At 63.3% G+C, this 14,749-nt stretch carries 11 protein-coding genes; 9 read left to right on the top strand and 2 right to left on the bottom strand.

Annotated features, from left to right (window positions below; genetic code table 11):
- Positions 1-43: 43 nt before the first annotated feature.
- The 9 genes from urtA to CV770_RS08490 all read left to right on the top strand — a co-directional run bounded on the left by urtA (position 44) and on the right by CV770_RS08490 (position 11,397).
- Positions 44-1,303, top strand: a complete 1,260-nt coding sequence (gene urtA / locus CV770_RS08530; protein WP_104462005.1) for an urea ABC transporter substrate-binding protein — start codon at positions 44-46, stop codon at positions 1,301-1,303.
- A gap of 130 nt (positions 1,304-1,433) precedes the next feature.
- Positions 1,434-2,360: an urea ABC transporter permease subunit UrtB gene (gene urtB, locus CV770_RS08525; protein ID WP_018316774.1), complete on the top strand. Its 927-nt coding sequence runs from the start codon at positions 1,434-1,436 to the stop codon at positions 2,358-2,360.
- A 17-nt stretch (positions 2,361-2,377) separates the two neighbouring features.
- Positions 2,378-3,517, top strand: coding sequence for an urea ABC transporter permease subunit UrtC (gene urtC / locus CV770_RS08520; protein ID WP_104462004.1), 1,140 nt, complete (start codon positions 2,378-2,380; stop codon positions 3,515-3,517).
- Positions 3,518-3,581: 64 nt separating this feature from the next.
- Positions 3,582-4,337, top strand: a complete 756-nt coding sequence (gene urtD, locus CV770_RS08515) for an urea ABC transporter ATP-binding protein UrtD (RefSeq protein WP_091964397.1) — start codon at positions 3,582-3,584, stop codon at positions 4,335-4,337.
- 227 nt (positions 4,338-4,564) lie between these two features.
- Positions 4,565-5,254: an urea ABC transporter ATP-binding subunit UrtE gene (urtE, locus tag CV770_RS08510; RefSeq protein ID WP_104462003.1), complete on the top strand. Its 690-nt coding sequence runs from the start codon at positions 4,565-4,567 to the stop codon at positions 5,252-5,254.
- Between the two features lie 27 nt (positions 5,255-5,281).
- Positions 5,282-6,511, top strand: a complete 1,230-nt coding sequence (gene fmdA / locus CV770_RS08505) for a formamidase (RefSeq protein WP_018316778.1) — start codon at positions 5,282-5,284, stop codon at positions 6,509-6,511.
- 111 nt (positions 6,512-6,622) lie between these two features.
- Positions 6,623-7,000, top strand: coding sequence for an FmdB family zinc ribbon protein (locus tag CV770_RS08500; protein ID WP_104462002.1), 378 nt, complete (start codon positions 6,623-6,625; stop codon positions 6,998-7,000).
- 43 nt (positions 7,001-7,043) lie between these two features.
- Positions 7,044-8,084 carry an aliphatic amidase gene (locus CV770_RS08495; RefSeq protein WP_091964391.1) on the top strand — a complete coding sequence of 347 codons (1,041 nt, stop codon included), beginning with the start codon at positions 7,044-7,046 and terminating at the stop codon, positions 8,082-8,084.
- Between the two features lie 322 nt (positions 8,085-8,406).
- On the top strand, positions 8,407-11,397 hold the full coding sequence (locus CV770_RS08490; RefSeq protein WP_245453706.1) for an autotransporter outer membrane beta-barrel domain-containing protein: 2,991 nt from the start codon (positions 8,407-8,409) through the stop codon (positions 11,395-11,397).
- Positions 11,398-11,437: 40 nt separating this feature from the next.
- Here the strand turns inward: CV770_RS08490 and CV770_RS08485 are convergent, their stop codons facing one another.
- Both CV770_RS08485 and CV770_RS08480 read right to left on the bottom strand, forming a co-directional pair.
- Entirely contained in the window at positions 11,438-12,268 is an 831-nt protein-coding gene (locus CV770_RS08485; RefSeq protein ID WP_091964388.1) for an MlaD family protein, read from the bottom strand.
- A 144-nt stretch (positions 12,269-12,412) separates the two neighbouring features.
- On the bottom strand, positions 12,413-14,632 hold the full coding sequence (locus CV770_RS08480; protein ID WP_104462000.1) for an acetate--CoA ligase family protein: 2,220 nt from the start codon (positions 14,630-14,632) through the stop codon (positions 12,413-12,415).
- Between the last annotated feature and the right edge of the window lie 117 nt (positions 14,633-14,749).

Here is a 14,749-nt window from a genome sequence, read left to right as displayed (position 1 = left end):
CACCGGCACCAATCGCGTGTCCTCGAACAAAAGTGGGGTGCTCATGTCAGACGAACCAAACAAGGGCCTTTTGTCGCCGCTCCGGCGCAAACTATTGATGGGAATGGCCGCCGTGCCGGCCATCACGATGCTGCCGCGGGCATCCTTTGCGCAGGCTCCCGCGACCTCGGCGGTCAACACCACCGGCCTTGCGGTCACCGACACCGAGGTCACGGTCGGCATCCTGCATTCGGCGACCGGCACCATGGCCATCTCCGAGACCGGGTCGATCGAGGCCGAAAAGCTCGCCATCGAGCAGATCAATGCCATGGGCGGCGTGCTCGGGCGCAAGATCAAGTTCATCCAGGAGGACGGCGCCAGCGATTGGCCGACTTTCGCCGAAAAGGCCAAGAAGCTGCTGGTCAACGACAAGGTCGCGGCGATCATGGGCTGCTGGACCTCGGCCTCCCGCAAGGCGGTGCTGCCGGTCATGGAGCAGTACAACGGCATGCTCTATTACCCGACCTTCTACGAAGGCCTCGAGCAGTCCAAGAACGTCATCTACACCGGCCAGGAGGCGACCCAGCAGATTCTCGCCGGCCTGAACTGGATCGCCAAGGAAAAGGGCGCGAAGTCGTTCTTCTTCATCGGCTCCGACTACATCTGGCCGCGCACCTCGAACAAGATCGCGCGCAAGCACGTCGAGAACGTGCTGAAGGGCAAGGTGGTCGGCGAGGAATACTATCCGCTCGGCAACACCCAGTTCAACTCGGTCATTAACAAGATCAAGCTGACCAAGCCCGACGTGATCTTCACCGACGTCGTGGGCGGCTCGAACGTCGCCTTCTACAAGCAGCTCAAGGCCGCCGGCATCGACCTCTCCAAGCAGGCGCTGCTGACGATCTCGGTGACCGAAGACGAGATCGACGGCATCGGCGGCGAGAACATCGCGGGTGCCTATGCCTGCATGAAGTACTTCCAGTCGCTCGACAATCCGAACAACAAGGCCTTCGTGCCGGCGTTCAAGAAGGCGTGGGGCGAGAAGACGGTGATTGGAGACGTCACCCAGGCTGCCTATCTCGGCCCGTGGCTGTGGAAGTTGACGGTGGAGAAGGCGGGTTCCTTCGACGTCGACAAGATCGCAGCGGCTTCGCCCGGCGTCGAGTTCAAGGGCGCGCCGGAAGGCTATGTGCGCATCCACGAGAATCATCACCTCTGGTCGAAGACCCGGGTGGGACGCGCCAAGCTCGATGGCCAGTTCGAGCTGATCTACGAGACCGCCGATCTCGTTGAGCCCGATCCGTTCCCGAAGGGCTACCAGTAAGCTGCGGCGCCCGTCGCGCTTTTCCTCAAGTCCAACCGCTCCCTGGCGTGGACAGCAAATCCACGCCCAAGACCCCCGCGTCGCGAACCTGCTCGCGACGCGGGACCCTTATCCCCGACGGAGGACATCGATGTTCGGCGACTACTCGCTTGGTGATCTCGGCTCCATCTTCGTCATGCAGGGCTTTGCAGGGCTGATCCTGTTCTCGGTCTACGTCCTGATGGCGCTCGGGCTTGCCATCATCTTCGGCCAGATGGGCGTCATCAACATGGCCCATGGCGAGTTCATGATCCTCGGGGCCTACGTCACCTGGATGACCTCGAATGTCTTCCAGTCCTATTTGCCGGGCTTGTTCAGCGGCTATTTCTTCCTTGCGATGATCCTGGCCTTTGTCGCGTCCGGCGCATTGGGGATGCTGGTGGAGTGGGTGCTGATACGACATCTCTACAAGCGCCCGCTGGATACGCTGCTTGCCACCTGGGGCCTCAGCCTGATGCTGCAGCAGGCCTATCGCTCCGTGTTCGGCGCGCGTGAGGTCGGCGTCGAGTTGCCGCAATGGATGCTGGGCTCGCTGCACGTCACCGACAGCATCGAAGTGCCGATCAACGGTGTCTTCGTGATGTGTCTCACCGTGCTGATCACTCTTTCGGTCGCCTACGTCATGTACATGTCGCGCTGGGGTCGCCAGGTCCGCGCAGTGGTGCAGAACCGCATCATGGCCGGCGCGGTCGGCATCAATACCGAGAAGGTCGACCGCTACACGTTCGGGCTCGGTTGCGGCATCGCCGGGATCGCCGGAAGTGCCTTCACCATGATCGGCTCGACCGGGCCGACCTCCGGACAGCTCTACATCGTGGACACGTTCCTGGTCGTCGTGTTCGGCGGCGCCGCGAGCCTGCTCGGCACCATCGCCTCCGCGTTCTCGATCTCGCAGACGCAATCGACGCTCGAATTCTTCATGTCGGGCTCGATGGCCAAGGTTCTGACGCTGCTCGCTGTCGTTGGCATCCTAATGCTGCGGCCGCAGGGTCTCTTCGCCCTCAAAGTCCGCAAGTAACGAGAAGCAGGCAAGTCATGATCAACTCACGCTTCTTCAATCGGTCCGAGCTCATCGGCTTCGTTGCTCTGGCCGCCGTACTGTTCGTGATCCTGCCGCTCACGCTCGATGTGTTCCGTCTCAATCTGGTCGCGAAATATCTGACCTACGCCTTTGTCGCGCTCGGCCTCGTGCTGTGCTGGGGCTATGGCGGCATTTTGAGCCTGGGGCAGGGCGTGTTCTTCGGCCTCGGCGGCTATTGCATGGCGATGTTTCTCAAGCTCGAGGCATCCAGCGTCGAGAACACCAAGATCCAGTCGACGCCCGGCATCCCCGATTTCATGGACTGGAATCAGATCACGTCGCTGCCGTTGTTCTGGCAGCCGTTCCACAGCCTCACCTTCACCATCCTCGCCATCATCCTGGTCCCAGGCCTGTTCGCCCTGATCATCGGCACCGCGATGTTCAAGCGCCGCGTCGGCGGCACCTATTTCGCGATCATCACCCAGGCCGTCGCCGCCATCCTGACCATCCTGATCGTCGGGCAGCAGGGCTATACCGGCGGCATCAACGGCATGACCGATCTGCGTACCCTCAAGGGCTGGGACATCCGGCCCGACCACGCCAAGGTCATCCTGTACTTCGTCGAGGTGGTGCTGCTGTTCGCCTGCATCGGCATCGCGCAGTTCATCCGCCTGACCAAGCTCGGCCGCATCCTGGTGGCGATGCGGGAACAGGAAGACCGCGTCCGCTTCTCCGGCTACAGCGTCGCCAACTTCAAGATCTTTGCCTTTTGCATGGCCGCGGTCTTCGCCGCGATCGGCGGCGCCATGTTCGCGCTCAATGTCGGTTTCATGTCGCCCTCCTTTGTCGGCATCGTGCCGTCGATCGAGATGGTGATCTACACCGCGGTCGGCGGGCGCATGTCGATCTTCGGCGCGATATGGGGCGCTATCCTGGTGAATTTCGCCAAGACCAGTCTGTCGGAGTCCTTCCCGCAACTCTGGCTGTTCGGCCTCGGCGCGCTGTTCATCGCCGTCGTGCTCGCCTTCCCGAACGGTCTGTCCGGGCTCTGGGCCGATTACGTGCAGCCGCGAATTGATCGGCTGTTCGCCTCGCGCAAGCGGAAGCCGGGCTGGAACGACAATTCGGTCGCCGACGGCGCACCGGCAGAGTGAGGAGACCATCATGCTCGTCGGTCATCACGATGCCGATGCCGCGCTGGCAGTGAGGAGGTAGATCATGCTCGTCGGTCATCAGCCCAAGGAATTCCTGCTCGCTGTCTCGGGATTGACCGTCTCGTTCGACGGGTTCAAGGCGGTCAATGATCTCTCCTTCTACGTCGAGGAGAACGAGATCCGCGTCATCATCGGTCCCAACGGCGCCGGCAAGACCACTGTGCTCGACCTGATCTGCGGCAAGACCAAGGCGACCTCGGGCTCGATCCAGTTTCGTGGCAAGGAGCTCACGAAGATGAAGGAAAACGAGATCGTGCAGACCGGCGTCGGACGCAAATTCCAGACGCCATCGGTGTTCGAGGATCTCACCGTGTTCGAGAACCTCGAGATCTCGTTCCCGCGTGGCCGCACCGTGTTCGGCTCATTGACCTTTCAGCGCGACCAGCTCGTGAAGGATCGGGTTGAGGAGGTGGCGGAGATGATCTTCCTCAAGGACAAGCTCAACACCTATGCCGACGAGCTCAGCCACGGCCAGAAGCAATGGCTCGAGATCGGCATGCTGCTGATCCAGGACCCTGACCTGCTCATGCTGGACGAGCCCGTCGCCGGAATGAGCGTGTCCGAGCGCGCCAAGACCGCCGAGCTGCTCAACCGCATCATCAAGAACCGTTCGGTGCTGGTGATCGAGCACGACATGAAGTTCGTCGAGGACATCGCCCACAAGGTCACCGTGCTGCACCAAGGCCAGATCCTCTCCGAAGGGACCATGGAGAAGGTCAAGAACGATCCCAAGGTCATCGAAGTCTATCTGGGGCACTGACGTGGTGAGAGCCAGCGAGTCCGCAGCGGCATTGACGGTGCACCTCTCCCCTTGTGGGAGAGGTCGGATCGCATCGTCAGATGCGATCCGGGTGAGGGGTCTCTCTCCGCGCGTCGAACTGCCTGTCGCATCCGCGGATGCAAACCCCTCATCCGTCGCGGACTTCGTCCGCGCCACCTTCTCCCACAAGGGGAGAAGGAAGGCATACCGAGTCTAGGAGCACGCTGATGCTGGCAATTTCCGATCTTCACGTCGCCTACGGCCAGAGCGAGGTGCTGCACGGGCTCAACGTCAAGGTCGCGCCCAACGAGATCGTGGCGATCATGGGCCGCAACGGCATGGGCAAGACCACGCTGATGAAGTCGCTGATGGGCATCCTGCCGGCCAGGAGCGGCTCGGTGACCATGGACGGCGCCGAGCTCGGTAACCTCAAGAGCTACGAGCGCGTCGCCAAGGGTCTCGCCTATGTGCCGCAGGGCCGCATGATCTTCTCCACCATGACGGTGAAGGAGAACATCGAGACCGGCCTCGTTGTCGCGGGCGAATCCGAGGTGCCCGGTGACATCTATGAATCGTTCCCGGTCCTTCTCGAGATGAAGGGCCGCCGCGGCGGCAATCTCTCCGGCGGCCAGCAACAGCAGCTCGCCATTGCGCGTGCGCTCGCAACCAAACCGAAGGTGTTGCTGCTGGATGAGCCGACCGAAGGCATCCAGCCCTCCATCATCAAGGAGATGGCGCGAACGCTAAAGCGGATCCGCGACGAGAAGGGGCTCTCGATCGTCGTGTCCGAGCAGGTCCTGAGCTTCGCGCTCGATATCGCCGACCGCGTGCTGGTGATCGAGAACGGCGAGATCGTGCGCGACGATCCGCGCGATGCCGTCGATGCCGCACAGGTCTCGAAATATCTGTCCGTCTAACCAACCGTGTAAAAGGGGAGCATCTCGATGCCAGAGACACTGATCAAGGTCGATCTCACCAAGTCGGCTTACGAAAATGACATGGTGCACAACCGCTGGCACCCCGACATCCCGATCGTGGCCTGGGTCAATCCCGGCGACGATTTCATCATCGAGACCTATGACTGGACCGGCGGCTTCATCAAGAACAACGATTCCGCCGACGACGTGCGCGACATCGACCTGTCGATCGTGCACTTCCTGTCCGGCCCGATCGGCGTCAAGGGCGCCGAGCCCGGCGACCTCCTCGTCGTCGACCTGCTCGACGTCGGTCCGATGAAGGAGAGCCTGTGGGGCTTCAACGGCTTCTTCTCCAAGCAGAATGGCGGCGGCTTCCTCACCGACCATTTCCCGCTGGCGCAGAAGTCGATCTGGGACATCAAGGGCCTGTACACTTCGTCGCGCCATGTGCCTGGCGTCAACTTCGCTGGTCTGATCCATCCCGGCCTGATCGGCTGTCTGCCCGATCCGAAGATGCTGGAGACCTGGAACAAGCGCGAGGCCGAGTTGATCTCGACCAATCCGACCCGCGTGCCCGGCCTTGCCAATCCGCCGTTCGCGGCGACCGCCCATGGCGGCCGCGCCAAGGGCGACGTCAAGGCCAAGATCGGCGCGGAGGGGGCGCGCACGGTGCCGCCGCGCGAGCATGGCGGCAATTGCGACATCAAGGATCTCTCCCGCGGCTCGAAGATCTACTTCCCGGTCTATGTGCCGGGTGCGGGTCTTTCGATGGGCGATCTGCACTTCAGCCAGGGTGACGGCGAGATCACCTTCTGCGGCGCCATCGAGATGGCCGGCTGGCTGCATCTGAAGGTCGAAGTGATCAAGGACGGCATGTCGAAATACGGCATCAAGAACCCGATCTTCAAGCCGTCGCCGATCACGCCGAACTACAAGGACTATCTGATCTTCGAAGGCATCTCGGTGGACGAGGCTGGCAAGCAGCACTATCTCGACGTCCACATCGCTTATCGCCAGGCCTGCCTCAATGCGATCGAGTACCTGAAGAAGTTCGGCTATTCCGGCGCCCAGGCCTATTCGATCCTCGGCACCGCGCCGTGTCAGGGCCACATCTCCGGTGTGGTCGACGTACCCAATGCCTGCGCCACGCTGTGGCTGCCGACCGAGATCTTCGACTTCGACGTGATGCCGTCGGCGGCAGGTCCCATCAAGCACATCACCGGCGATATCCAGATGCCGATCTCGCCGGACAAGTAGCCGGTGCGCTCCCTCTTCCCGTTCTTACGGGGAGAGGGTTGGGGTGAGGGGCTGTCTCCACACGAATGGTGGCAGCGAGTTGTATGAACAGGCAAGAGCTTAGGTGATGCGATGCCGGTCTACGAATATCTCTGTGACGACTGCGGACCTTTTACGGATCTGCGTCCGATGGCCGAGTGCGACGATCCGCAAAGCTGCCCGCGCTGCGAGACGTCGGCGCCGCGCGTGATCCTGACCGCGCCGAATTTCTTCTGCATGACGGCCGAGAAGCGCAAGGCGCATGCCGTCAACGAGCGCAGCGCCCACGCGCCGCAGACGCTGGCGCAATACAAGGCCTCGCACGGTCCCGGCTGCGGCTGCTGCTCGTCTGGCAAGACCGTGAAGGACAAGAGCGCGCCAGACAGCAAGAAGCCGGCGCGGCTGGTGACCAAGACCAAAGGCGGCGCCAAGGGTTTTCCCACGGCGCGGCCCTGGATGATCAGCCACTAACGCCCGCGATGACCTTAAACCAATAAACGACAGGAGCGCTCAAATGCTTCACGGCGACATTTCCAGCAGCAACGACACCGTCGGCGTCGCTGTGGTGAACTACAAGATGCCCCGCCTGCACACCAAGGCCGAGGTGCTCGACAATGCCCGCAAGATCGCCGACATGGTGGTGGGCATGAAGGTCGGCCTGCCCGGCATGGACCTCGTGATCTTCCCCGAATATTCCACGCAAGGCATCATGTACGACTCCAAGGAGATGTACGAGACGGCATGCGCGGTGCCGGGTGAAGAGACCGCGATCTTCGCCGAGGCCTGCCGCAAGGCCAAGGTGTGGGGCGTGTTCTCGCTGACCGGCGAGCGCCATGAGGAGCATCCGCACAAGGCGCCCTACAACACCTTGATCCTGATGAACGACAAGGGCGAGATCGTGCAGAAGTACCGCAAGATCATGCCATGGGTGCCGATCGAGGGCTGGTATCCCGGCAATTGCACCTATGTCTCCGACGGCCCGAAGGGGATGAAGGTCAGCCTGATCATCTGCGACGACGGCAACTTTCCGGAGATCTGGCGCGACTGCGCCATGAAGGGTGCCGAGCTGATCGTGCGCTGCCAGGGCTACATGTATCCGGCCAAGGAGCAGCAGGTTCTGATCTCGAAGGCCATGGCGTGGGCCAACAACGTCTATGTCGCCGTCGCCAATGCCGCCGGTTTCGACGGCGTCTATTCCTATTTCGGCCACTCCGCGATCATCGGCTTCGACGGCCGTACGCTCGGCGAATGCGGCGAGGAAGATTACGGCATCCAGTACGCCCAGCTGTCGAAACATCTGATCCGCGATGCGCGCCGCAACGGCCAGTCGCAGAACCATCTCTACAAGCTGGTCCACCGCGGCTACACCGGCATGATCAACTCCGGGGAAAGCCCGCGCGGCGTCGCGGCGTGCCCGTATGATTTCTACAAGAACTGGATCGCCGATCCCGAAGGCACGAGGGACATGGTCGAGGCGATGACCCGCTCCACCCCCGGCACGGACGAATGTCCGATTGACGGCATCCCGAATGGGTCGTCTCCGAGCAATTACTGAGCCCTTGCCGGCACCATGAGTTGGACGGTCAACCACTGATGTGAATGGCCGTCCACAAATGTGGACGTTCTCATGCGTCCGTATGTGCGCGGAATGGGAATGGCGCCCGGCAAAACCGTGGCGCGGTTACAACATGGACTGTTGAATCTGCCCGAATTGGGGGGCCCGTTGGCAGATTCTCGATGCCCCGTAGTTCTACCGCCCATCCTCTTCGCCTAAGTTCCCCGCGGCGCCGTTGGGGAGCGCCGCGGGGTGAGGAACGAGCGTGGGGGCTTGGTTGCAATCGAGCGGGGGGAGTTGCCCGCGCCGGAGTGCCGCGGCAATGCGCATGGCATTCGGGGCCGGCTTCGTCTCGTTCGCAATCGCTATGGCGAGCCCCGTCGGGGCCCAGCAGGTCTTCAACGGATCACAGACAACGCCGAACGGCGTCGTCAACGGCGGGGGCGGCGTCTGGGACAACACTACGACCAACTGGACCGACTTCTTTGGAGCGACCAGCACGGCCTATGATCCCGCGTCAGCCGGCACGCTGTTCGGAAGCAGCGCTCCCTCGACGCCGGCGACGGGCGGCACGGTGACGGTTACGCCTGGCGGCGTGCAGCTCACCAGCCTCGTGGGCTTCGACCTCACCGCCGACGGCTCGATCTATACCATCCAGGGCGGCGACCTCAGGCTGGCTGCGGGCGGCACCACATTCGTCACCAACGATCTGACCGGCACCAGCGATCCCTCGGCCGCGATCGTTTCGCGCATCGTCGGCAGCGACGGCATCAATGTTCAGGGACCAGGTACCCTGGCGCTGCTCGGCGCGAACTCCTATACCGGCGGCACCTTCATCTGCAATTGCGGATCCCTGCAGCTCGGCGACGCGACCCACACCGCGAGCATGGTCGGCGCCGTCACCAACGAGGGCCTCTTCAGCATCGTCAATGCCGACACGTCGGGAATCACGTCCATCCTGAACGCCTTCTCCGGCACGACGATGTTCCTCAACGCGAGCTCCGCCAGCTCGATCGTGATCACCAACAACGGCCAGGTGTATTTCGGCGATCCGCTCGGGGGTGGAGCCGACACCGCGACGGCCGGTCGGGCCACCATCATCAATGACAGCGGCCTGGTCGGCTTCTTCGGACGGACCAATGGAGGCACGGCCAACATCACCAACCAGAATGGCGGCGGCACGATATTCATCGAGCAATCTTCGGCGGGCTCGGCGACGATCGTGAACAAGGATTTTGGCGGGACCGTGTTCGGGACGTTCGCCGGCTCCGACACGGCGACCGCCGGCAATGCAACCATCATCAATGAAGCGGATGGTCTCACCGATTTCGGCGCGTTCACCACGGCCGGCAATGCCACGATCATCACCAAGGACGGCGGCAGGACCGAATTCTTCGACAACTCCACCGGCGGCAACGCACGCTTCATCACCACCGGGACCGGCGTCGTCGATTTCGGTGGAGGCACCGGTCCGGCCGGCGATGGTCGCATCACCGCAGGATCGATCGAAGGCAGCGGCTTCTACTACATCGGCGGCGGCAATACCCTCGTCGTCGGCGGTAACAACCTCTCGACCGAGGTCAGCGGCGTCATCGGTGATACCTGCGGTTGCGGTCCCGCCGGCCCCGGCTCGCTGGAAAAGGTCGGCAGCGGCACGTTGATCCTCTCGGGCGCGAATACCTACACCGGCACGACCACGGTGAACGGCGGCATCCTGCGGGTCGATGGTGACATCTCGCAGTCGAGCCTGACCACCGTGAATGCAGGTGGTGCGTTGTTCGGCGCCGGAATCGTTGGCAATACCCTCATCGCCAACGGCGGCATCTATGCGCCCGGCGACCGCGGCCCGGGCTCGAGCATGCAGGTTCAGGGCGATCTTACCCTTCAGTCTGGCTCGGTCTATGTGGTGCAGGTCGGTAGCGGATCCAGCACGAGCCACGCGCTCGTCACCGGCAATGTCGCGCTGGACGGCACCGTCGGCGTCGCGCTGTATCCGGGCGCCGCGGTGATGAAGCACTATTCGATCATGAACTTCTTCGGCACCTCCGTCGGGAATTTTTCGGGCGTTGCCGCGCCGGGTGGCCTCATCGGCACGACGACCGTCGGGTCGAACGAGGTCTTCCTCGATTTCACGCTGAACTACGGCGCGAAATACGCGCTCAACGTCAACCAGCAGAACGTCGCGACGACCCTTCAGAACTTCTTCAACACCAACGGCTTCCTGCAGGCCGAACTCGCGGGTCTTGGTCCCGGAGGCCTGACGCAGGCCTCGGGTGAATCCGCAACGGGATCGCAGCAGACGACGTTCAATGCGATGAACCTGTTCATGAGCCTGTTGACCGACGTCTTCAGCTCAGGACGCAGCGGCACGCCTGGTGCGTCGCCATTTGCTGCGGACGCGAATGCGCGCGACAAGAGCGCGCGCGACGCCTTCGCCTCGATTTACCGCAAGGCACCGGCGGCAACCTTCGAGCAGCGCTGGGATGTGTGGACGGCCGGCTATGGCGGCTCGCAGACCACGGACGGCAATGCCGGCCTCGGCTCGAACAACACGAGGAGCAGTATATACGGCACTGCCATGGGCCTCGATTACCGCTTCTCGCCGTCGACGATTGCGGGCTTTGCACTCGCAGGTGGTGGGACCGCTTTCAACGTCAACGGGCTCGGCTGGGGCCGCTCCGATCTATTCCAGGCCGGTGCCTTCGTGCGTCATACGGCGGGACCTGCCTACATCACGGCGGCGCTCGCCTATGGCTGGCAGGACGTCACGACCAACCGCGTCGTGACGGCTGCCGGTTACGACCAGTTGCGGGCGCAGTTCAACGCCAACGCGATCTCGGGCCGCATCGAGGGCGGCTATCGCTATGCCATGCAGTGGGCCGGCGTCACGCCCTATGCCGCGCTCCAGGCCACCTTGTTCAGCCTTCCGACCTATGCAGAGGCTGCCGTGGTCGGCAGCAACGTCTTCGCACTCAACTATGCCGCCAAGGACGTGACCAGCACCCGCACCGAGCTCGGCCTGCGCGCGGACAGATCGTTTGCCGCGACCGGTGGCCTCATGACCCTGCGCGGCCGCCTCGCCTGGGCGCATGACTACAATCCGGACCGCACTGTGGGCGCGGTGTTCCAGACCCTGCCGGGATCGGCGTTCGTCGTGAACGGTGCCGCCCAGGCGCGCGATTCGGCGCTGACCACGGCATCAGCGCAGATGAACTGGATGAACGGCTGGTCTGCATCGGCGACGTTCGAGGGAGAGTTCTCGAACCTCACCCGCTCCTACGCCGGCAAGGGCGTCGTGCGCTACGCGTGGTGAGGCATGGTCGCCTCCCTTGAGAGGGAGGATAGGGGAGGCGTCACTGCTTCTTCTGCGGCGGCTTGCGCGGCGGGCGCGGGGCGGCAGCGGGGGCCGGCGTCCCGCTCATCTTGTTGGCGGCCTCGCTGACGTCGAGCAGCGAGCGACGGATGTCCTCGAGGTAGCCGGCCGATTTCTTTCTCATGGTGTCGGCGAGCTCGTGCAGCCCCTGTATCTTCTCGAACAGCTCGTCGGCCTTGCCGTCGACGAAGCCGGGCACCACGCCCTCGATCTTCGTGACTGCCTTGTCAAAGCCCGCGAAGGCGGTGTCGACCTTGGCCATGACGGAGTCGATTTCGCCACCCTTGCTCCGGAGGTCGGCGGTGTAGTCCTCGAACGTGCGCAGGCCCTCCTTGATCGCGGGGGCGTTGCTGACGATGGTGCGGTCGACACTGTGCAGGGTGTCGACGATGGATTCGGCGTCGCTGAGATCGGCGGTCAGCACGGGGACGCCGTCCGAGTCCAGCGGCACCGGTGGCGCGGAGGGCGCGCCCCCGATCAGCGAGATCGCGGCAACGCCGGTGAGGCCCTGGAACTCGATGCCCGCCACGGTGTCCTTGCGGATCGGCGCGGTGTTGTCGAGCATCACCAGCGCCACGATCTTGCGTGGATTATCCAGCTTGATCGACAGGATCTGGCCCGCAGGCACGCCGTCGAAATTGACCGGCCCGCCGCGGCGCAGTCCGCTGGCGGAGCCGCCCTCGAACACTACGCGCAACTGGCTGCGGCTCTGGATGGTGCGCCATTTCTGCACGCCGAGCAGGCCGCCGAACGCCACGGCAATCACCGTCAGCGTTGCCGTTCCGATCACCAGATTACTCGCGCGTGCCATCAGGCGATTCTACGGCCAAAGCGGGGAAGTTGGAAGGAGCCCCCAATGGTAGGTAGGGCGGGTTAGCGAAGCGTAACCCGCCGTTTTCGCCTCAGCAGTCGTGTAAATTGGCGGATTACGCTGGCGCTAATCCGCCCTACGGCCTCAATGCCCGGCAACCCGCCTTGCAGCAGCATTGTTCAGCACGATCAGGGCATCGACCGCTACGCCTGTCCTGGTGTTGATCAGGAACGGGTTGATGTCGATCGAGGCGATCCGGTCGCCGGCATCCGCGATCAAATTGGACAGGCCGACCAGCGCCTTCACCGCGGAGGCCTCGTGCAAGGCCGGCTTGCCGCGATAGCCGCGCAGCTTGATGCCGGCCTTGGTGCGGCCGATCAGGAGCCGCGCCTCGGCCTCGTCCAGCGGCGCGCCGGCGAGCGCGACGTCTTTCATCAGCTCGATGTCGATGCCGCCGGTGCCGAACAGCACGACAGGTCCCATCTCGGCATCGAGCGAGGCGCCGACGACGAGCTCGAGCTCGGCCTTGACCTGCTGCGCGATTAGGATGCCGTCCAGCTTGGGCTTGCCTTGCAACTTGCTCACCCGGGCCGTGATATCGGCGAACGCCTTCTTCACCTCGGCGGCACTGTTGAGGTTCAGCACCACGCCGCCGATGTCGGATTTGTGCAGGATCTCGGCGCTGACGAGTTTTGCCACGACCGGAAAGCCGATCTCCTTGGCGATCTTCACCGCCTCGGCTGCCGTCTGCGCGATGGCTTCCTTCGAGATCGGAATGCCATAGGCCTTCAGGAGCTTCTTCGAGGCGACCTCGTCAAGTGCGGCGCCGCTCGCCGATCTCAGCGCCTTCTCCAGCACGGCGCGCGCGGCAGGTTTCGAACTCGGGACGATATCGGGCACCTCCTTGCGCAGCCTGGCGTAGTCCAGCAGCGACTTGATCGCGGTCACCGCCCGGTCCATGCCCTGCATGACCGCGAGATGCGGTAGCGATTTGCGCAAGGTCTTGGTGAACTCGGTGAAGCCGATCGACATCGCGCTGATATAGATCACGGGCTTGCCGCCCTGGCGCGCCATGTCGTCGACGATGCGCAAATTGCGCTCGCGAAGCTCGTGCGGGGCTTTCGGCAGCTCGGCATCGACGATGACGATGTCGATATCGGGGTCGTCGATCATCAGCTTGATCGACTTCATGTAGACGGAGGGATCGACCACCGCGGCAAAGCCGGCGTCGAGCGGGTTGCCGACGATCGACCCCGGCCCGAGCATCTTTGCCAGCTCGGAGCCGACGTGCGGGCTGAGCGGCGCAAAGTTCAGGCCCTCGGCATAGAAGGCGTCAAGCAGCATGCCGCGCTTGCCGCCCGACAGCGTGACGGCCGCGAGCCGGTCGCCCTTGGGCACGCCGCAATGAACGAAGCATTCGGTGGTCTCGATCAGTTCGTCGAGCCCGCCGACGCGGATGACGCCTTCGCGCGTTGCAATGGCGTCGAACGTCTCGATCGAGCCTGCAAGCGCACCCGTATGTGCCATCGCCGCGGCGCGGCCACCCTCGGACGAACCGAGCTTGAGTGCGATCACGGGCTTGCTGGCAGCGCGCGCTGCCTTGCAGGCCTCGCGAAAGGCCTTGGTGTTGCGCACGCCTTCGAGGTAGACGACGATCACCTTGATGCTTGGATCCTCGGCGAAATAGCGCATCAGGTCCGGCGTCTCGAGTCCGGCCTCATTGCCTGAGGTCACCATGTAGCCGACGCCGACACCTCGATCCTCCAGGGCCTGGCGGATCGCCATGACGATGGCGCCGGACTGCCCGGCGATCGCCACCGCGCCCTGTTCCATGGTGACGACACGATCGTCGATGTTGGTGAAGAGCTTTTCGCCGGCGCTCAAGTTGCCGAGGCAATTCGGGCCGGTGACGGCAAGTCCCGTCTCACGTATCGCCGCTTGCAATTCGGCCGCGAGCTTCTGGCTTTCCTCGTCCTGCAACTCGCTGAAGCCCGAGGTGACGATGGTGGCCGACCGTGCGCCGGCGGCCGCGGCATCGCGGATCACCTGTACGGCAAAGCGCGCCGGCACCAGCACCAGAACGTGATCCGGCTTTTCCGGGAGGCTCGCAAAGTCCTTGTAGCAGGGGACGCCCCAGATGGTTTCCCGCTTGGCGTTGACCGGATAGAGGCCGCCCTCGTAACCGTACTTGATCAGATTATTCCAGATTCGTTCGGCATAATTGCCAGGCTTGTCGGTCGCGCCCACCAGCACGATGTTGTGCGGGTGCAGCATGGCATGGATGCCCTTGACGATCTCTCCGGCGTCGGGCGATGGAGACCATGGGCGCGGAGAAACCGATGCGGCGGGCACTTGAGCTTCCATGCGCTTCCTCACTTCTTGTTCTTGTTGCAAACGCGCGCCCCGCGCGCCGGCTTTTGGGGCTGATCGTGGCCGCTCCATGCCGCGAGACGGAATGGGCAGGATTTGGCGATGAGGCTA

The sequence above is a fragment of the Bradyrhizobium sp. AC87j1 genome (assembly GCF_002936975.1).
Taxonomy (GTDB): domain Bacteria; phylum Pseudomonadota; class Alphaproteobacteria; order Rhizobiales; family Xanthobacteraceae; genus Bradyrhizobium; species Bradyrhizobium shewense.
This window is presented reverse-complemented; position numbering and strand designations above follow the sequence as displayed.